General features: G+C 49.3%; 20 protein-coding genes and 4 tRNA genes. 16 read left to right on the forward strand and 8 right to left on the reverse strand.

The annotated features are described in order from the left end of the window. Window positions 1–45: 45 nt before the first annotated feature. The 5 genes from TK45_RS01955 to serS are packed head-to-tail and all read left to right on the forward strand — an operon-like array spanning window position 46 to window position 6,046. Entirely contained in the window at window positions 46–2,403 is a 2,358-nt protein-coding gene (locus TK45_RS01955; protein WP_131256947.1) for a DNA translocase FtsK, read from the forward strand. 20 nt (window positions 2,404–2,423) lie between these two features. Beyond that, entirely contained in the window at window positions 2,424–3,041 is a 618-nt protein-coding gene (gene lolA / locus TK45_RS01960) for an outer membrane lipoprotein chaperone LolA (RefSeq protein ID WP_131256948.1), read from the forward strand. Next, entirely contained in the window at window positions 3,022–4,356 is a 1,335-nt protein-coding gene (locus tag TK45_RS01965; protein ID WP_131257055.1) for a replication-associated recombination protein A, read from the forward strand. The genes lolA and TK45_RS01965 overlap by 20 nt, the downstream gene beginning before the upstream one ends. Then, window positions 4,346–4,729 (forward strand): fluoride efflux transporter CrcB, encoded by a 384-nt coding sequence (crcB, locus tag TK45_RS01970; RefSeq protein ID WP_131256949.1) that lies wholly within the window; start codon window positions 4,346–4,348, stop codon window positions 4,727–4,729. The genes TK45_RS01965 and crcB overlap by 11 nt, the downstream gene beginning before the upstream one ends. A 27-nt stretch (window positions 4,730–4,756) precedes the next feature. Next, window positions 4,757–6,046: a serine--tRNA ligase gene (gene serS / locus TK45_RS01975; RefSeq protein ID WP_131256950.1), complete on the forward strand. Its 1,290-nt coding sequence runs from the start codon at window positions 4,757–4,759 to the stop codon at window positions 6,044–6,046. Between the two features lie 39 nt (window positions 6,047–6,085). Here serS and TK45_RS01980 read toward each other — a convergent pair whose 3' ends face one another. Genes TK45_RS01980 through TK45_RS02000 form a run of 5 tightly spaced genes read right to left on the reverse strand, consistent with a single transcriptional unit; the run spans window position 6,086 to window position 8,165 of the window. Then, complete coding sequence (locus TK45_RS01980) at window positions 6,086–6,424, reverse strand: TusE/DsrC/DsvC family sulfur relay protein (protein WP_131256951.1); 339 nt, start codon at window positions 6,422–6,424, stop codon at window positions 6,086–6,088. A 4-nt stretch (window positions 6,425–6,428) separates the two neighbouring features. Next, entirely contained in the window at window positions 6,429–6,713 is a 285-nt protein-coding gene (gene tusB / locus TK45_RS01985) for a sulfurtransferase complex subunit TusB (RefSeq protein ID WP_131256952.1), read from the reverse strand. Further along, complete coding sequence (tusC, locus tag TK45_RS01990) at window positions 6,713–7,072, reverse strand: sulfurtransferase complex subunit TusC (RefSeq protein WP_131256953.1); 360 nt, start codon at window positions 7,070–7,072, stop codon at window positions 6,713–6,715. The genes tusB and tusC overlap by 1 nt, the downstream gene beginning before the upstream one ends. Further along, window positions 7,072–7,461, reverse strand: a complete 390-nt coding sequence (gene tusD, locus TK45_RS01995; RefSeq protein WP_131256954.1) for a sulfurtransferase complex subunit TusD — start codon at window positions 7,459–7,461, stop codon at window positions 7,072–7,074. Before tusD ends, tusC begins: the two co-directional genes overlap by 1 nt. Window positions 7,462–7,499: 38 nt before the next feature. Next, window positions 7,500–8,165: a Bax inhibitor-1/YccA family protein gene (locus TK45_RS02000; RefSeq protein ID WP_131256955.1), complete on the reverse strand. Its 666-nt coding sequence runs from the start codon at window positions 8,163–8,165 to the stop codon at window positions 7,500–7,502. Between the two features lie 228 nt (window positions 8,166–8,393). On the opposite strand from TK45_RS02000, the gene TK45_RS02005 reads away from it, so the two are divergent. The 8 genes from TK45_RS02005 to TK45_RS02045 all read left to right on the forward strand — a co-directional run bounded on the left by TK45_RS02005 (window position 8,394) and on the right by TK45_RS02045 (window position 13,657). After that, window positions 8,394–8,485, forward strand: a tRNA-Ser gene (locus TK45_RS02005). A 350-nt stretch (window positions 8,486–8,835) separates the two neighbouring features. Then, window positions 8,836–9,405: a hypothetical protein gene (locus TK45_RS02010; RefSeq protein WP_131256956.1), complete on the forward strand. Its 570-nt coding sequence runs from the start codon at window positions 8,836–8,838 to the stop codon at window positions 9,403–9,405. Between the two features lie 536 nt (window positions 9,406–9,941). Continuing rightward, window positions 9,942–10,586: a UvrY/SirA/GacA family response regulator transcription factor gene (uvrY, locus tag TK45_RS02020; RefSeq protein WP_131256958.1), complete on the forward strand. Its 645-nt coding sequence runs from the start codon at window positions 9,942–9,944 to the stop codon at window positions 10,584–10,586. Next, on the forward strand, window positions 10,587–12,413 hold the full coding sequence (uvrC, locus tag TK45_RS02025) for an excinuclease ABC subunit UvrC (protein ID WP_131256959.1): 1,827 nt from the start codon (window positions 10,587–10,589) through the stop codon (window positions 12,411–12,413). Window positions 12,414–12,425: 12 nt separating this feature from the next. Then, a complete protein-coding gene (gene pgsA / locus TK45_RS02030) occupies window positions 12,426–13,004 on the forward strand; it encodes a CDP-diacylglycerol--glycerol-3-phosphate 3-phosphatidyltransferase (protein ID WP_131256960.1) in 579 nt (192 codons plus the stop codon). 158 nt (window positions 13,005–13,162) lie between these two features. After that, a tRNA-Gly gene (locus TK45_RS02035) sits at window positions 13,163–13,238 on the forward strand. Between the two features lie 229 nt (window positions 13,239–13,467). After that, a tRNA-Cys gene (locus TK45_RS02040) sits at window positions 13,468–13,541 on the forward strand. A 29-nt stretch (window positions 13,542–13,570) separates the two neighbouring features. Beyond that, a tRNA-Leu gene (locus tag TK45_RS02045) sits at window positions 13,571–13,657 on the forward strand. 76 nt (window positions 13,658–13,733) lie between these two features. On the opposite strand, the gene TK45_RS02050 is transcribed toward TK45_RS02045, so the two are convergent. Then, window positions 13,734–14,549 carry an ABC transporter substrate-binding protein gene (locus tag TK45_RS02050; protein ID WP_131256961.1) on the reverse strand — a complete coding sequence of 272 codons (816 nt, stop codon included), beginning with the start codon at window positions 14,547–14,549 and terminating at the stop codon, window positions 13,734–13,736. A 153-nt stretch (window positions 14,550–14,702) separates the two neighbouring features. Here TK45_RS02050 and ylqF point away from each other — a divergent pair, with 153 nt between their 5' ends. Beyond that, window positions 14,703–15,701 (forward strand): ribosome biogenesis GTPase YlqF, encoded by a 999-nt coding sequence (ylqF, locus tag TK45_RS02055; protein WP_131256962.1) that lies wholly within the window; start codon window positions 14,703–14,705, stop codon window positions 15,699–15,701. 48 nt (window positions 15,702–15,749) lie between these two features. On the opposite strand, the gene TK45_RS02060 is transcribed toward ylqF, so the two are convergent. After that, window positions 15,750–17,366: an NAD(P)/FAD-dependent oxidoreductase gene (locus TK45_RS02060; protein WP_131256963.1), complete on the reverse strand. Its 1,617-nt coding sequence runs from the start codon at window positions 17,364–17,366 to the stop codon at window positions 15,750–15,752. 160 nt (window positions 17,367–17,526) lie between these two features. Between TK45_RS02060 and fdxA the strand changes: the two genes are divergently transcribed. Further along, on the forward strand, window positions 17,527–17,850 hold the full coding sequence (fdxA, locus tag TK45_RS02065) for a ferredoxin FdxA (protein WP_131256964.1): 324 nt from the start codon (window positions 17,527–17,529) through the stop codon (window positions 17,848–17,850). 13 nt (window positions 17,851–17,863) lie between these two features. Further along, window positions 17,864–18,595 (forward strand): RNA methyltransferase, encoded by a 732-nt coding sequence (locus TK45_RS02070; protein WP_131256965.1) that lies wholly within the window; start codon window positions 17,864–17,866, stop codon window positions 18,593–18,595. Window positions 18,596–18,661: 66 nt separating this feature from the next. On the opposite strand, the gene TK45_RS02075 is transcribed toward TK45_RS02070, so the two are convergent. Next, window positions 18,662–19,378: a SapC family protein gene (locus TK45_RS02075; protein WP_165490676.1), complete on the reverse strand. Its 717-nt coding sequence runs from the start codon at window positions 19,376–19,378 to the stop codon at window positions 18,662–18,664. Between the last annotated feature and the right edge of the window lie 83 nt (window positions 19,379–19,461).

Below are 19,461 nucleotides of genomic sequence, written 5' to 3' on the forward strand. Positions count from 1 at the left end.
ATCTTATGCGGTCTTGAGATGTAAAAACTATAACGATAATTTTCTATGGCGCGATTAACAGGACTCCAACGGATTTTGGAAGTGGGCATGATTCTAACCAGTGCCTTCGCCATATTCCTGCTGCTGGCTATTTTTACCTTTGACCCGGCCGATCCAAGCTGGTCACAAACAGGGCAGGGTGTAGCCGTTACCAATGCTGCGGGCGCAGCTGGCGCCTGGATCGCCGATATCCTGCAGTTTAGTTTTGGCTACGTCGCGTGGGTCTTTCCTTTTCTGGCAGCCTTGCTGGGCTGGTTCCTGTTTAAACAAATGAAAAGCGTGCTGGATCTGGACTACCTGACCATTTCCTTACGTGTGATTGGCATTATTTTGTTGCTACTGGGAAGCTGCGGGATCGCCAGCCTGAATATTGATGATTTTGCTTTCCCTGCCGGCGGTTTCGTCGGTGATGTGTTATCCAGCACCCTGTTGCCGGTGTTTAATGTGGCTGGTTCCAATTTACTGTTGCTGGTGTTGTTTACCACCGGCTTTACGCTGCTGACCGGGATCAGTTGGCTGAGCGTGGTGGATTTAACCGGTTTATGGACGATTAAACTGTCTAAGTGGGCCTATTGTGCGCCCAAAGCGGTCGGCGCGCTGAATATCCCGCGTTTGGCCGATATGCGTACCAACAAAACCGCCTCTATCGGCGATGCCCGGCCAGCGCCAACCAAAGTCACCGAAGAGTCCAGTATGGTGGATATCACCACGGTGCGTATGGAGCCGTCATTTGATGACGAATTAGATGAGCCACCGTTTGATTTAGACGAGCCAGCCATCACCCGCAGTAAACCCAAGATTGTGCGCGCCAAAGCGCCTGAACCGGTAGTTGAACCGGATATGAGCGATGAAGAGTTAGCCGCATACCGCGCCTCATCCCCCATGCCAACACTGGAACTGTTGGATCGCGCCGATAAAGTAGAAAACCCGATTTCGGAAGAAGAGTTACAGGCCGTATCCCGCCTGGTAGAAGAAAAACTGGCTGATTTTAATATCGACGCACAAGTTGTTGGCGTCTATCCGGGGCCGGTGATTACCCGTTTTGAGCTGGACCTGGCACCGGGTGTTAAAGTCTCCAAAATTTCTGGCTTATCCAAAGACTTAGCCCGCGCACTCTCGGCGATTTCGGTGCGGGTAGTGGAAGTCATTCCGGGCAAGTCGGTCATCGGTCTGGAACTGCCAAATAAACACCGTGAAATGGTGCGTTTGTCTGAGGTGCTGGGTTGCAGCGCGTTTCAGGATAACCCGTCATCTCTGACCATGGTGTTAGGTAAAGATATCGGTGGTAAGCCGGTGGTGGTTGATCTGGCCAAAATGCCGCACTTACTGGTCGCCGGTACGACTGGCTCAGGTAAGTCCGTAGGGGTCAACGTGATGATCCTGAGCTTGCTGTACAAGTCGACGCCAGAAGATGTGCGCCTGATAATGATCGACCCGAAAATGCTTGAGCTTTCTGTGTATGAAGGCATCCCGCATTTGCTCGCCGAAGTGGTCACCGACATGAAAGAAGCGGCCAATGCACTGCGTTGGTGTGTGGGTGAAATGGAACGTCGTTATCGCCTGATGTCTGCGTTGGGCGTACGTAACCTTAAAGGGTTTAATGCCAAGGTGCTGCAAGCCATTGCAGACGGTAAACCAATTAAAGATCCATTGTGGCGCTCAGAAGACAGCATGCTGGAAGAAGCACCGGATCTGGAAAAGCTGCCAGCTATCGTAGTGGTGGTAGATGAGTTCGCCGACATGATGATGATCGTCGGTAAAAAGGTTGAAGAACTGATTGCCCGTATCGCACAAAAAGCGCGGGCTGCGGGTATTCACCTGGTGCTGGCCACTCAGCGACCCTCGGTTGACGTCATTACCGGTCTTATCAAGGCTAACATACCAACCCGAATCGCCTTCCAGGTATCGTCGAAAATTGACTCGCGTACCATTTTGGATCAGCAGGGCGCCGAAGCCTTGTTGGGTCAGGGTGACATGCTGTATATGCCACCGGGTACCAGTGTGCCGACCCGTGTGCACGGCGCGTTTGTGGATGATCACGAAGTTCATGCGGTAGTGAATGACTGGAAAAAACGCGGTGCGCCACAATATATTGATGAAATTTTAAATGGAGAAGCCACTGCCGATATTCTGCTGCCGGGTGAAGCCGCCGAGGGCGATGATGCAGAATCAGATGCCCTGTACGATGAAGCCGTGGCGTTTGTAACCAAAGGCCGCAAAGTGTCGGTGTCGTTGGTGCAGCGTCAATTCCGTATCGGCTATAACCGCGCGGCACGCATAGTGGAACAAATGGAGCAAAGTGGCGTCGTATCTGCACCGGGCCACAATGGCTCCCGTGAAGTACTGGCTCCGCCACCGGTGTGAGCGCAAGATAGGATAAATTAGTGAAGAACTGGTTAGTAGCGTTATTGCTGGTCAGCCCACTGCTAAGTGCGGCGACCCCCAAAGAAGAACTCAAAGCCAAATTACAGGCGATTCATTCTATGCAGGCCGAGTTTAGCCAGCAGGTGTTTGATGCCCAGCAACATTTGTTGCAAACCACCTCCGGCCATTTTTATGTCAGCCAACCGAATAAGTTACGCTGGGAAGTGACCTTGCCAGACGAGTCGACGCTAATTGCCGATGGCGACAGCTTGTGGTTGGTGGATCCGTTTGCTGAGCAAGTTACCGCCATGGAGCAGGCAGGTGCAGTGGATAATAATCCCATTGTGCTGATGACTGATCCGAATAACCCAGCCTGGGAGCAATTTACCATCACCCTGGCAGATGGCGGGTTTCAGGTTGATGCCAGTGATGAACAAAGCCATGTGCAGCGTCTGGTGTTTTATTTTGATGGTGCGCTACTGAGTAAAATGCGTATCTTGGACCGTCAGCAACAGCAGAGTGAATTATCATTCAGCAATATCAAGGTGAACCAACCGTTAAATCAGCAGTTGTTTATCTTCTCTATGCCAGATGGCTTTGAACTGGACGATCAGCGCCATGCAGCTACCGGGCTTTGAGCCACAGGCAAATAAATTCGCGCCATTAGCGGCGCGTATGCGCCCGCAACAAATCGACCAGTATTTTGGTCAGCGCCATATTATTGCACCCGGTAAGCCCTTGTATCAGGCCATCAGCGATGGCCGCGCCCATTCGATGATTTTGTGGGGGCCGCCCGGTACGGGTAAAACCACGCTGGCGGAACTGGTGGCCAAGCATTCCCGCGCGCATCTGGAACGTATTTCTGCGGTCACCTCCGGGGTGAAGGAAATCCGCAGCGCTATCGAAAACGCCAAATTTCATGCCGAACAAAAAGGCCGGCAAACTATCCTGTTCGTGGATGAAGTCCACCGCTTTAACAAGGCGCAACAGGATGCCTTTTTGCCGTTTATTGAAGACGGCACGGTGACCTTTATTGGCGCCACCACCGAGAATCCGTCGTTCGAATTAAACAACGCGTTGTTGTCCCGTTGCCGGGTCTACGTGCTGAAAAGCCTCAGTGAAGAAGATTTGCAGGGGATTTTGGACACCGCGTTAAGCGATGCCGAGCGTGGACTGGGTGAAAAGCCCATCGAGATTGATGCCGAAGCGCGCAACATGTTGATTGGCCTCAGTGGCGGGGATGCGCGCAGGTTACTGAATTTTCTCGAAATTACTCATGATTTTGCCGGTGAACAGCGCATTGATGTGGATGCGGTAAAACAAGCCGTAGGGGATAAAACCAGTCAGTTTGATAAAGGCGGCGATAAGTTTTACGACATGCTGTCCGCCTTGCACAAATCTGTACGCGGCTCGTCGGCAGATGGAGCGCTGTATTGGTATGCGCGTATTTTACAAGGCGGCGGTGACCCGCTTGTGGTAGCGCGCCGTTTGTTGGCCATTGCCAGTGAAGATATTGGTAATGCCGATCCCCGTGCTTTGCAAATTACCCTCAATGCCTGGGATATTTTCCAGCGGGTTGGGCCGGCGGAGGGCGAGCGAGCCATCGCACAGGCCCTGCTGTACTGTGCGGCAGCCGCCAAGAGTAACGCCGTATATAAAGCGTTTAACCAGGCCCGTGCCGATGCTGCCAGTTTGCCGGATTACGAGGTGCCGCTGCATCTGCGTAATGCGCCAACCCAATTGCTCAAGGAAATGGGCCACGGTGAAGGTTATCGCTACGCCCACGACGAACCGGGGGCGTTTGCAGCCGGTGAAGTCTATTTGCCCCGTGAAATACGACATAAAAACTATTACCAACCCAGCGAACGCGGCTTAGAAAAACAAATTAAAGCCAAGCTGGACTATTTACGTGGATTAGACCAACAAAGTGAGCACAAGCGTTATGAGTCCTAGCATGACCTACCTGTATATTGCCATCGGTGGTGCTAGCGGAGCCTGTTTGCGATTTTTCGTTAATCAGATCGCGATTACCTGGTTTGGGAAGGGCTTTCCTTTTGGTACACTAATCGTCAATATTGCCGGGTCATTTTTGCTCGGCCTGATTTACGCCCTGATTGAGCAAGGGCAGGTCGCGGTTGGGCCGTGGCGGTCGCTGTTGGCGATTGGCTTTCTCGGCGCACTCACCACGTTTTCTACTTTCTCGATGGATACCTTGTTGCTCATGCAACAGGGCCATTGGGTGAAGAGCGGCCTGAATGTTGCGCTCAATCTCGGTTGCTGCCTGCTTGCCGCCTGGTTAGGCATGCAAATGATTGCACATAAATAATCGATAACGACAAGGTACATTTTCTACATGTTAGATCCTAAATTCCTTCGCGCAGAGTTGGATTACGCCGCCGACAAACTGGCGCAGCGTGGCTTTAAACTGGATGTGGCGCAATTCCGTGCACTGGAAGAGCAGCGTAAAGAATTACAGGTACGCACCGAAGCCCTGCAGAATGAACGTAACGTTCGTTCTAAGTCTATTGGTCAGGCGAAAGCCGCCGGCCAGGACATCGCGCCGCTGTTAGCGGAAGTGGGTAAGCTGGGTGAAGATCTGGATGCGGCTAAAGCTGAACTCAAAACCCTGTTAGATACTATTGCTGAACTCTCTGCCGGTATTCCTAACCTGCAGGACGACAGCGTGCCGGTTGGCAAAGACGAAAATGATAACCTGGAAGTATTGCGCTTCGGCGAGCCGCGGACGTTTGATTTCGAGGTCAAAGACCACGTTGATGTCGCTGCGGGTTTACACAATGGTCTGGATTTTGAAGCCGCGGCCAAGTTAACCGGTTCACGCTTTGTAGTGATGCGTGGCCAAATGGCGCGTCTGCACCGTGCATTGTCGCAGTTTATGCTGGATCTGCACACAGGTGAGCATGGCTATCAGGAAATGTATGTTCCGTATCTGGTCAATCACGATAGCCTGTTCGGGACCGGCCAGTTGCCAAAGTTTGGTGAGGATCTGTTCCATACCAAGCCAGCCACTGAGGAGGCGCAGAGCCTGTCGCTGATCCCAACGGCTGAAGTACCGCTGACCAACCTTGCTCGTGATGAAATCGTTGAAGCCGAGCAATTGCCTATTAAGATGACCGCGCATACGCCATGTTTCCGTAGTGAAGCAGGGTCTTATGGCCGCGATACCCGTGGTTTGATCCGCCAGCACCAGTTCGACAAAGTTGAATTAGTTCAGTTGGTTAAGCCTGAAGACTCAGATGCGGCGCTGGAAGAACTTACCGGCCACGCCGAAAAAGTATTGCAGTTATTGGGCTTACCGTATCGCAAAGTGTTGCTGTGTAGTGGTGATATGGGCTTTGGCTCACGTAAAACCTACGATTTGGAAGTATGGTTACCGGCGCAAAACACCTACCGTGAAATTTCCTCATGTTCAAATATGGGAGATTTTCAGGCGCGCCGGATGCAGGCCCGTTTCCGTAATCCCGAGACGCGTAAGCCTGAGTTACTGCATACCTTAAATGGCTCAGGTTTGGCGGTCGGACGTACTCTGGTTGCTATTCTGGAAAACTACCAGAATGCCGATGGTAGCGTGACCATTCCAGAGGTGCTGCGCTCGTATATGGCCGGTGCCGACATACTGGCGTAAGTCAGACAAAATCAAAAAAGCCCGCGATTGCGGGCTTTTTTACAGGCATTTTTTCGGTTTGGGTAGGCCGGCGTACTTACTCACCAGCTTGGCTGGGCCAAGCGGAAACAGCTTATACAAATAGCGGGAATTGCCTTTTTCCGGGCCATATTTTTTTTCCATCGCTTTTACCAGCGCACGGATTGCCGGGCTGGTTTCAAATTCCAGATAAAAGTGGCGAACAAAGTTAATCACTTCCCAGCGCTGCTCATCCAGTTCGATGTTATCCAGCGATGCCATATATGTACCAAGCTCCGGCGACCATTGAGTGTGATCAAGGAGGTAACCGAGCTTATCGGTTTCAAAAGATTGGCCGTTAAATTCCACAAAATACTGCATAGGGTTACCAGGAAATCACGTTAGATTGTTCAAGGGTCAGTTCGACAAATTTGGCGTAATCAGCGCTGCTGGCGCCACTGCCTTCGATTTGGATGCCGCGCATCTGTGCATCGCTTTGCAGCACCCACACCCGCGCGCAGTCGGCCATACCGTCGAATAATTTATCACCGAGACTAAGTGCATAGCAGCCATCACCAATCAGTAACAGACTGTCGTGAGGGAGCATGCGCGACAGTGCCTGCTCCAGGGCCAAATCGCTGAATGGGCTGGATTTTACTATATGCAGCATCAGAACCTCACCACTTGTGGGTGATCGGCCAGTAACTGGCTGATACGGGCAGGAGAGAGTAACTGGATTTCCAGCCCGAGACTTTGCCCGTCGATACCGCGCTCGGCCAAAGATTGCTCGCACACATATAAATGCTCAATGTCGTAAAATTCCATGGCCTTGAGGCTCTTGTGGAAGTTTTTACGCCCGGCAGACTGGGGATTGATATCCGGGCACAACTGCCAGACGCCATCACCGACAAAAAACAAGGCTACGTCCTGACCAAAACTGGCACACAGCATCGCCAAATCTAACCCTTCCTGATTCGACCAACTGCTCAGCGGTGGTTGATTGAGTAAAATTGCAAGTTTGGCACTCATCAGAATTGCACCACCCGATCGCTGCGCTGTAAATGCTGGGCTAACTCACCCAAACCAACCAGTGCAAAATCCGGATCCAGACTGTGATGGGCTAAATCATTGTCGCTGGCATCTTCATCGCTGATGACGCCCCGGCGATTGGCCGCACTGATGCAAACTTCCAGCGCAATGCCATGTTGCTGACAAAAGGATTTCAGTTGCTTACGAATGTTTGGCTCATCGGACGGTAATACCTGTAGCTGATTGGCAAATTCGGTGCCGGCCTGATAACAAAACACGCTGGTAATATCGTGTCCAGCGATTCTGGCTGCCTGAGCAAAGCCCATCAGGTTGATGACGTTATTAGCGTCACTAAGTGGTTGGGAAAGTAATAGGGTAAATGTTGCCATAGATAAAAAAGCGCCCCGGCTAGCGGGGCGTTTGTCGTTTAGTCGTCGCTATTAAATGCTGAGAGCAAGTTTAACAGGCTTAAGAACAGGTTATAAATAGAAACGTACAAGCTGACGGTGGCCAGAATGTAGTTACGCTCGCCGCCGTTAATGATTTCACTGGTTTGATACATGATCAGCGCAGATGAGAAGAACATAAACATTGCGCTAATTGCCAGTGAAAGTGCTGGCATCGCCAGGAACAGGTTAGCAATCACCGCGACGATCAGCACAATCGAGCCAATCATCAGCGTGCCGCTTAAGAACGACATATCGCGCTTGGTGGTCAGTACGTATCCTGACGTTGCGAAGAAGATCAGTGCGGTACCACCTAATGCAGTCATCACGATCTCGCCGCCATTCACGGCCATGTAATAGCTCAGGATTGGGCCAATGGAATAACCCATAAAGCCGGTCAGGGCGAATACACTTGCCAAGCCCGCGCTGCTGTTAGCGGTTTTGTGTACCAGGAACAGCAAGCCGTAGAACCCGATAATGGTGACCCATGGGCCCAGATAAGGCAGGTTCATCGACATAGTGATACCCGCAACAACCGCGCTGAAGGCTAAGGTCATCGCCAGCAGTGAGTAGGTGTTACGTAATACCTTATTGGTTTCTAACACCGCAGTCTGCGAACTAGCACTGTAGAGGGTGTTTTGATTCATTGTATTGCTCCATTAGTAAACACAAGTAATTCTGTGCAATTGCTTTGGCTGTATATTTAAGGTTTTAGTTCCCAAATTCAAGCAGATACCGTCGATTACCGGCAGCATTTCGTCGAAATAAGTCAATTATTAGTCGAATTGATTAAACAACCGCCAAACGAACACAATATACGAAATTAGTGCTTTACAAGGTTCACTGAGGTCATTAATATTGGCCCCGTCCTCAGCGGAGAGCTGGCAGAGCTCGGTTGAATGCACCTGACTTGAAATCAGGCGAAGGGTTAAACCTTCCGGGGGTTCGAATCCCTCGCTCTCCGCCACTATTCAGAAAGGCCGCACATTGTTGCGGCCTTTCGCATTTCTGCCATCCGGTAAATATCTTCTTCGAGCGAGGGTGAGAAGCCCCGCGGGTTCGACAAAAACGCCGGAAGCGTTTTTGAACGCACTTCAGTGCGGCCGCTTAGCGGCAAAGTACAGGAAGTACTTTGTAATCCCTCGCTCATTATTGTGAAAACTCAAGCGACCACTTTAATCCAACGAATTCGTATCTTTGTAGAACCTATCTATTTTGGGCGGTGGTACACATGGCAAAATTGTCTTTTCCCAATATGATCGGCATTATCTGTAAATCACAACGGTGTTAATCTGATTCTAATAACAAGGAATGGCGATGACGATACAGGATGGAAACGCAGAACGCAGGAACCTCACCGTATTAGCTTTTATGATCGTGGTGTATTACCTCGGCGGTGGCCAGCCAATAGGCAACGAAATCAAGTTATCGATGATCAGTGTAGAGTTTACCAATCCAACGGCCTTAAAATCTGCGCTTTGGGTTGTACTAGCATGGTTTGCCTATCGACACTGGGTTGCAAATAGGAAGCCGTATGTAGACGAATACAATGCAATCGAACCAACTCTGACTTGGCGGTCAATTGCAAGATTTCTGCTATCAGATGAACAAAAAGTAAAATGGGATCAAAAAACCAGTCCAGGCGCCTATTTTTTTCGCCACAAAAACTTTAATCACATCTTGAAGTATTGGGGCGACACCAATTCAAATGTTGATAATTTTGCTTCACTGAATTGGAAGCGAAACCGCATTATATTGGTTATGTTTTCTGTGCTTGCTTGGGTTCGTATGGCGGTTTTACGTAAACCAACTTTCGATTTTTGGATGCCACTATTCATCGCCTTGTTGGCCGCGTATTTGTCCTTCGCCCATTCATTCTTAAATTAAATGTTTGAGCGGCTAAATTACCCGATTTAAAATCTATATTTACATATCCTGAAACTAAACCAGTAAGACTGATTTGCTCTTGCAGTTTTTTTCATTGGAGTAATAAGCAGAAGCCACCATCCCACCACCGTATTTTTAACGTAATTTCTAAATTTCTACTAACTCCCGGCCAACCAGACTGCACCCTCTACCCACACGAAAAATTCCATAGTAGTATGCTTGTCCAATAGAAGAAGAATAGAAATGACAGAGCAACACACAACTCCCATTCCATGCCGCTGTGGCGGTAAGCCTACCGAACCTGTTTTATATAAAGATTGCCGAGACCGCTGGATCATTCGCTGTCAGGTACACCGTTGCCAGGCACGTAATATCGCTCAGGGCTATCAGGCAACGATAGAGGGATGGAATCGGTTGAGTTCGTCATTCTATCGATAAGTTATACGACACTTGCCTGCGTGGAGTGAAGCGCTTACATTTCAGGTCAGGTTTTACGTCGCCTCAGGGTTTAATTGGGGTGATGTGGGAGATACACCATGATAAAAATTTTGCTGGTCGATGATCATGATTTAATCCGTACCGGATTGCGCCGCATTCTGGATGATGTGCGCGGCTTTAAAGTGGTTGGCGAAGCCGGTAACGGCGAAGACGCGATCCGTCTGGTTCGTCAGTTAGAGCCAGATGTCGTGCTGATGGACATGAATATGCCGGGTATGGGTGGAATGGAAGCCACTAAAAAGATTCTGCGCATTAACGATGGCTGTAAAGTTATCGTGATTTCGGTACTAAAAGAAAATCCCTATCCAGCCAAAGTAATGCAATTAGGCGCGCATGGCTATCTGACCAAAGATGCCGGTGCGGATGAAATGATCCGGGCGATACATCAGGTTGTCAGTGGCCAGAAATATATAGATGGTGGCCTAGCGCAGCAGATCGCACTGGGTAAACTGGACTTGTCTACGCCTGATCCGTTTGAAGCTTTGTCCGAGCGTGAACTGCAAATCATGACGATGATTTCCAAAGGCCAGAAAGTGCCGGATATTGCATCGCAGTTAAATCTCAGTGCAAAAACCGTTCTCACCTACAAATACCGCGCATTTGAAAAGCTCGGTGTAGAGGGTGAAGTAGAGTTAGTGCATTTGGTTCTGCGACATAAGTTGATTAATAGCGAAACGCTATAAATGACCGACACCACTGGCTTTGACAGTGTCAGCTTTCTAAAAAACCTTACTCAACAACCCGGTGTGTATCGTATGTACAACCACGCCGGTGATGTTATTTATGTGGGTAAAGCCAAAAACCTTAAAAAACGCGTTTCCAGTTATTTCCGCAAGAATGTCGATAGCATCAAAACCCAGTCTCTGGTGCGGCAAATTGCACAGATGGATGTCACGGTTACCCACACCGAAACCGAAGCGCTGATCCTCGAAAATAATTACATCAAAGAATACAAGCCGCGCTACAACGTGCTGTTGAGGGATGACAAATCCTACCCCTATATCTTTTTATCGGCCCATCAACATCCACGTTTGGCCAGTCATCGTGGGCCGCGCAAAGCCAAAGGGGAGTATTTCGGGCCTTATCCCAGTGCCTGGGCAGTCAGAGAATCGCTAGCGATTATGCAAAAGATTTTTCCGGTGCGTCAGTGCGACGACAATTATTACCGGGCACGTAGCCGGCCTTGCCTGCAATATCAGTTAAAGCGTTGTGCCGGCCCCTGTGTCGCAGGATTGGTATCGGAAGAGGAATACGCGGAGCAGGTTAATCTGGCGCGACTGTTTTTAAAGGGTAAAAACGCGCAAATCATTGGCCAGCTGGCCGAAAAAATGGAGCAGGCCAGTCATGCCCTGGAGTTCGAGAAAGCAGCACGCTTTCGTGATCAGATTCAGGCACTGAATAAAGTGCAGGAACAGCAGGGCGTTAGTGGCAATGAAGAAGAACTGGATGTATTTGGCTTTGCCTGCGCCAGTGGTACCGCCAGCGTACAAGGCTTGTTTATCCGCGATAACAAACTCCTGGGGAGTAAAAGCTTTTTCCCCAAAGTTCCGGGCGAGATGGATGCCAACGAGGTATTTCGTTCATTTTTGTTGCAGTTCTATTTAACCAGCGACCGGGCGATTCCCAAGCAAATTGTTATCCCTATTGCGCTTGAAGATCAGGCTGAGATTGAACAGTTACTCAGTGACCAGGCCGGCCATAAAATTCAGTTTTTTAAAGGTGCGCGAGAAGAGAAAAAGCGCTATCTGGATCTGGCCAATATCAACGCCCAAAACGCACTGGATAGCCAGATTAGCCACCACAAATCGGTACTGGCGCGTTTCACTGCGCTAGAGCAGGTACTTGATAGTCAGCAGCCCATAAAACGCATGGAATGTTTTGATATCAGCCATACGATGGGGCAACAGACGGTGGCGTCCTGTGTGGTATTTAATCGTGAAGGGCCGTATAAACAGGATTATCGTCGCTATAACATCGAAGGCATTACGCCGGGTGATGATTACGCTGCAATGGCGCAAGCACTGCGCCGCCGTTATAAACCAGACGCAGACCCGGAAAAAATCCCGGATATCCTGTTTATTGATGGCGGCAAAGGCCAATTAGCCCAGGCAGAAGACTTTTTTGCCAGCTGGCAGGGCGCTCGTCAACCGGTGTTAATTGGGGTTGCGAAAGGCACCAGTCGTAAACCCGGCCTTGAGACACTTATCATGGCGGGTAATCATGATACTATACCGCTGGAAGCCGATGATCCGGCGTTGCACCTGATTCAGCATATTCGTGACGAAGCCCACCGATTTGCCATAGCAGGGCACCGCAATCGTCGCCAAAAAGTCAAAACCACGTCAAAGCTGGAGTCGATTCCCGGTATTGGCGCGAAGAAAAGACAAAACTTATTAAAATTTATGGGTGGGTTACAGGAAGTGATGAAAGCCAGTATCGACGACCTTTGCAAAGTGCCGGGGATCAGTCGCGAACTGGCTGAAACTATCTACCACCATTTGCGCCACTAGGAACCCTGAAGTATGTGGACCATACCTAATATTCTAACCAGTATGCGCGTGCTGCTGATCCCTGTTTTTGTGGTTGTTTATTTCCTTGATTGGAAATGGGCGCATCAGGCCGGCGCGTTTATCTTCTGGTTTGCTGCCGTGACCGACTGGTTTGACGGTTATCTGGCGCGCAAGCTTCAGCAAAGTACCGCCTTTGGCGCATTTCTGGATCCGGTTGCAGACAAACTTATTGTGTCCGCGGCGTTATTGATGATTGCCCACACCTATCAGGACCCCTGGATCACGGTTGCCGCGGTGCTATTGACCTCACGGGAGGTGTTTGTTGCCTCGTTGCGGGAATGGATGGCAGAACATGGTCAGCGCGATAGCGTAAAGGTATCGTTTGTAGGTAAAGCCAAAACCATGGCACAGATGCTTGCTCTGATTGGCCTGTTGTCTGAATTGGAATATTTTATGGGTTTCCCGATTTACTGGGTGACGCTGGGTAAAATTTTATTGCTGATCGCTACAGTATTGTCGGTATGGTCAATGGTGGTTTACCTCAAAGCGGCATGGGTATATCTGGTGGTTGAGCCTAAAAAACACGGTTAAGTTGGGGGATTTTCAGGCACTTATGCACAAAGCGTAGCCAGCCTGAACACTATTTGTTCGAACAGTCATAAAACTCACATATTGTGGTTGACACTCTTGAGTCTGACTGTAGAATTCACCCCACATTTCGCTGAGGCAGCAGTCTGGCGAAACACAAAGCGGGAATAGCTCAGTTGGTAGAGCACAACCTTGCCAAGGTTGGGGTCGCGAGTTCGAGTCTCGTTTCCCGCTCCAATTTGCTCAGGTAGAGTAATTAGAGCAAACGAACATTCGCTCCGTATTGTCGGGGTCACGAGGTGGAACGCCACCACGGTCGAGTTTCGTTTCCCGCTCCAATTTACTCACATTGAGTAAATGGGCAAACGTTGCAATCACTCCAAAAATTGGGGTAACGAGGTGGAACACCACCCCGGTCGATTCACGTTTCCCCGCTCCAACTTCTTATCACAGAAGCTGGTACTAAGGCGGAATGGCAGAATGGCTATGCAGCGGATTGCAAATCCGTGGATCTCGGTTCGACTCCGGGTTCCGCCTCCACTTTATCTCAGGCAACTGAGACACCCTATGCCCGGGTGGTGAAATTGGTAGACACAAGGGATTTAAAATCCCTCGCTGGTAACAGCGTGCCGGTTCAAGTCCGGCCCCGGGCACCACTTAACTCCAGTAAAAACAATATCTTACGAATTACTTTCCAGTTCTTTGTGCTTAGATTACATCATGTCGGCTCGACTAATGTTGTATATCCGTCTGTTGCCAGTCTTCAATCGCGTATTTCGTTAAAATTGCACCTAATTGACCGGATGCACGCAGGTCTTTCACCCCAGAGTGAATAATCTCAGCCAATGCTGCACTATTGGGTGAGGCGGTGAAAAACAGGATATAGCTTGGCTTATCGCCACTACACAACTTTGGATACGCATAGCGTTTAGGTAAGTTTTTACTGTACCAGTCAACCACGTATTGGCGCTCAATGAACCCGTCAATACGCCGATCACGCAGCATATCCAAAAAACGCACTACCGGATTGTCACCTGACAGCCAGATAACCGTTGTCGAGCGCGCCAGTTCTTCCGCGACTTGTTTAAGTTCAGGGATATCGTCGATGTTGTAGCCATTTGTCATACCAATGGTACGCGTTGATAAGCGGGTTAAGGTGTCCTGTTTTTCGTTTCCGAACAGACAGACTCTGTCGATACCGTGAGCAATATACGGGGCCTGAAACACAGGATCCGGGTAGTTAACGGCAAACATACCATCGATACGCCCCTCCTGGCCCAGCTGTATTGCACGCACATAAGGCACAGATTCCAGCGTTAAAGTGATGTTGCGTTTTGCAAAGATGTGTTGCGCGATTTCCACCATATAGCCCGGATAATCGGCTTTGGGAGCTGCGCTACTGACGTAGGGCATATAATCGTCTACGGACATCACCACGCGGGTAATAGGTGTGGAATAAGCTGAGTTAGGCGTCAGCGCGCTAACAATAAACAACAAAGCAACAGCAAAGTTAACGCGAACCATGGAAGTGAAAACACGCCGCTGCATAATGCTCCGGGGGAGTAGTGCGTTTGCCTATGCAAGTTTAGCCATATTCGGGGGACAGAATACAAGTATTTCTTATCACCGATGGATTTTAGCCCCCAATAGTAGGGAGTTTGTTTTACAATAGCGGGCTGAATAAAGCCGAGGACGCAGAAAGTGGCATTACACTGGTTCCCGGGGCATATGCATAAAGCCCTGAAAGAAATCAAAGAATCACTCAGTCAGGTCGATGTGCTCATCGAAGTACTGGATGCGCGTATTCCGTATTCCAGTGAAAACCCGGAAATCGCCCGTATTCGTGGTGATAAACCCTGTTTAAAAATTCTGAATAAATACGATCTGGCCGATCCTGAATTAACCGAACGCTGGCAGCGCCATCTGGAAAGCGAGCGCGGTGTTAAAACCATCACTACAACCAGCAGCGAACCAGCCAACAGCAAACAAATTATGGAACTGGTGCGCAGTATGTTTGCGGCTAAAGATGCGTCGGTAAAATCTATTAATGCCATGATTACCGGCATTCCTAATGTTGGGAAATCTACCCTTATTAACATTCTGGCTGGACGCACCATAGCGAAAACCGGCAACGAGCCAGCAGTCACAAAAATGCAGCAGCGCATTAATCTGGGTAACGGGATTGTGTTACATGACACCCCCGGGGTGTTATGGCCAAAAGTAGAAAATCCTCAGTCTATTTATCGTTTAGCCGCCTCTGGCGCCGTTAAGAACACTGCAATGGAATATGATGATGTGGGTTTTTTCGCGGCTGATTACCTGATTAAGGCGTATCCGGAGTATATGCAGGAACGCTTTAAGCTGGATGAAATTCCGGACACAGAATTGGAATTTTTAGAAGCGGCAGGGCGCAAGCGGGGCGCGCTAATGGCAGGTGGACGGGTAAACTTGCATAAAATTTGCGAAGTACTGCTGAATGAACTGCAATCCGGCAAGCTTGGGCGGATCACCTTAGAAACCCCCGAAATGATTGCCGATGAGCACATTGCTATGGCAGAAGCTGCCGCTCAAAAAGCGGCAGATAAGGCCGCGCGCAAACAGAAATTTAAGCAAGGATCGCTCACGCCGGATAAGCACGACCGTAAAGATACCCGTACCGAAAAACGCAAGGCACAGAGTCAACGCATGAAAAAGCGTTAATCAATTATGGATAGTTAACGATCAAAAAGGGCGCTGATGCTCCCTTGATTATTTTTGTGGGTAGGCCAGCGCCAACGCTTCTGCCACACGAATACCGTCAATTCCGGCCGACCAGATCCCGCCGGCATACCCGGCACCTTCACCAGCCGGGTAGAGTCCTTCCACATTGACGCTTTGATAATCGTCACCGCGTTTGATACACACGGGTGAAGAAGTGCGGGTTTCTACTCCGGTCAGTAAGCCATCGGCTTTGGCAAAGCCACGAATTTGACGATCAAATGCCGGAATCGCTTCGCGGATTGCTTCTGCCACATAATCCGGTACTACTTTGGCTAAATCCGTCAACGTGATCCCTGGTGTATACGAGGGCTCAACCTCACCTAATGTTTGACTTGGCTTACCCTTTAGAAAGTCGCCAATTAACTGCGCAGGTGCGTGATAATTTTCGCCACCGGCGTGATAGGCAAGTTCTTCCAGTTTACGCTGGAATTCAATGCCCGCTAATGGGTGCCCCGGGTAATCTTGTTCTGGGGTAATACCCACGACAATCGCACTGTTAGCGTTACGTTCATGGCGAGAATATTGACTCATTCCATTAGTAACGACGCGGCCAGGCTCAGAGGCAGCTGCCACCACTGTGCCGCCAGGGCACATACAGAAGCTGTATACAGTACGGCCATTTTTACAGTGATGAACCAACTTATAATCGGCGGCGCCTAAAATAGGGTTGCCGGCGTTATCGCCGAAGCGACACTGATCAATCATGCTTTGTTCGTGCTCGATGCGAAAACCCACCGAGAAGGGTTTGGCCTCGATATAAACACCTTGCTCATACAAAGAGGCAAAAGTATCGCGCGCGCTATGACCGATGGCCAGAATCACCTGATCGCATTTAAGGTATTCGCCGTCGTTTAAGAACAGGCCCTGAATTTTCTTTTTGCCATCTGTTTCAACCAGATCCAGCTTTTCCACACGGGTACTGAAGCGGATCTCTCCGCCTAATTCGATGATTTGTTGGCGCATTTTTTCGACCATGCCGACCAGTTTAAAGGTGCCGATATGCGGCTTACTGACATACATGATCTCTTCCGGCGCACCGGCAGCAACGAATTCTTTGAGTACCTTACGGCCGTAATGTTTGCGGTCTTTTACCTGAGAATACAATTTTCCGTCAGAGAAGGTGCCGGCACCGCCTTCACCAAACTGCACATTCGACTCAGGGTTGAGCGGTTGTTTACGCCAGAATCCAAACGTATCTTTAGTACGTTCACGCACGGCTTTACCACGTTCCAGTACGATGGGCTTAAAGCCCATTTGCGCCAGAATCAACGCGGAAAACAATCCACACGGGCCTAATCCCACCACAACCGGACGGTTGGTGAGTGTCTCTGGCGCCTGCGCGACAAATTTGTAACGCATATCCGGAGTTTGTCGTACCTGAGGATCCTTTGTGAAACGAGCCAGCAGTGCCTCTTCGTTTTCCACATCAATATCCAGTGTGTAAATTAACTGAATATCTTTATTGTTACGGGCATCGTAACCGCGTCGGAACATCTCAAAGGAACGTATCTGACTTTTAGGAATGTTGAGCTTGGCTGTTATCGCTTGCTCAAGGGCATTCTCGTCATGATTAAGGGGAAGTTTGATATCAGTCAGACGTAGCATTGTCAGGTACTCTTAAAACGTGCCGGGCAGCCTCTCTGCCAGGGCTCGCGCATTTTAAATCAGCGACGCCCCTTTAGATAGGCAAAATTATATTAGAACCTTGTGTTTTGGGCGTTGATCTTTACACTTAGCGCCCAGTTTATCACCCTGTAATTTCTCTATGGCGTTTGTAGTTACCGACAATTGTATCAAGTGCAAATATACCGACTGTGTAGCGGTTTGCCCGGTGGATGCATTTTTTGAAGGCCCCAACTTTCTGGCTATCGACCCAATCATTTGTATTGACTGCGCGTTGTGTCAGCCTGAATGCCCGGCCGATGCGATTGTCCAGGACTCACATTTAAGCCAGGAGCAGATTCCGTTTTTGGCGTTGAATGCCGAATTGTGTGAACAATGGCCCAATATCACAGCGGTCAAACCGGCGCCTGCGGATGCCGATGAATGGAATGGTATCGCGAATAAATTACCCCTGTTGGAGCGCTAGGCGACGTTAATCAATGCAGTTACACGACATTAAAAAACTCCACCAGAAGAAATATCGCCAGCAATTTGGTCATTATTTGTTGGAAGGTGAGCACCTGATCCTTGAACTGGTTAAAGCCGCCAAGCAGCAACCAGATTTAAAGGATTGCCAGGTATTTGTCAGTGAGGATTATGAGGCGTTTGCTAAACAACTGGCGTTTTTCAAGTCGGTGACGGTGGTGAACGCCAAAACCATGGCACAACTCAGTGATACCAAAACCCCGCAGGGGATCGTGGCCTGTGTACCAATGGCAACGAAACAGGCGGCCAAACCGCTCAGGCGCTATGTGTATTTGCACGAGGTACAGGATCCGGGCAATCTTGGTACGATTATCCGCACACTGGCATGGTTTGGCGATACCGGTCTGATACTCAGTCCCAACAGCGTTGATCCCTTTAACCCCAAGGTTGTCAGGGCAAGCATGGGGGCCACATTTCATGTACCGATTGAGCAGGATGTTGCGTTAGCAACATTAGCCAGCCGCTTTACTCGCTTTGCTTATCTGGATATGCAGGGTGAGTCGGTACGCAGTGACAAATTTGCCCGATATGAATGCTACCTGTTTGGCAATGAAGCCCGTGGTGTCCCAACCGATGCATTAGCTGCTTATCAGGCAGATCCGTTTACGATTGAGGGAGCAGGGCAGATAGACTCACTGAATCTGGCCAGTGCAGTGAATATGTGTGTGTACCAGCTAGCTAAATAACCGGTAAGCCGGATACACAGATACAAAAAAACCGGCGAGATGCCGGTTTTTTTTAGCCTGATTGCCTTAGGCAGTCGCGGCTGCTTTACGCTTGGCTACGCGCTGAACTTGCTGCAGCGAGTTCAGGTGAGCATAGATCGCTGGCAACGCACCACGTTTACGCATGTCTTCGAATTTGGCTTCGTCTAAACCTGCCAGCTTCTCTTCGTCAACACGGAAAATACCGTTCAGATTGAAGGTTTCACCGCTGTCGATTTTAACCGTCAAGTCGTTAGACACTAACAATTCATTGTCTTGCAGGAACTTCATGAAGCTCTTGGTAGTTTGCATGTTTTCGATAAACTTACCGGTGAAATCACGGCGTTTTTGCAGGTATTCAGTTTCGCTACCGTCATCGTTGAACAGTGCAGTACCTTCGTCTTCGTTTACCAGTTCACTGCTTTCATCGATACATACGAAGAATTGACCTTTCTCTTCGTCACCGGCGATAGACAGTGGATAGTTTCGCAGCGCGGCCGGTACGTAAATCTCATCGTAACGCTCAGAATTTACATACAGGTTTTCACCTTTAGTCAGCCCCATCAGAGCAACTGGTACAAAATTCTCAGACTCTGCAGATTCTTTAACAAAGATAATCGGGAAACTAGAAGAAACCGGAATAAATTCCTGCACCACAACCGGGATCAGGTGTTGCTGTGCAACATGAGAAAAGTTTGCAGTGGACTTAATTTTTAATTTTGCGTGCGTGTTTTTATTTAATGGCACGATCTTTTGTGTGGACATAGTGATACAGCTCCCTGGCGTCATTCACGAAATATTTACAAGGCCGTATGTTTATCAGAACTAATCGTCAAAAAAAAGGGAAT

This window comes from Bowmanella sp. JS7-9 (genome assembly GCF_004329715.1).
Lineage (GTDB): Bacteria > Pseudomonadota > Gammaproteobacteria > Enterobacterales > Alteromonadaceae > Pseudobowmanella > Pseudobowmanella zhangzhouensis.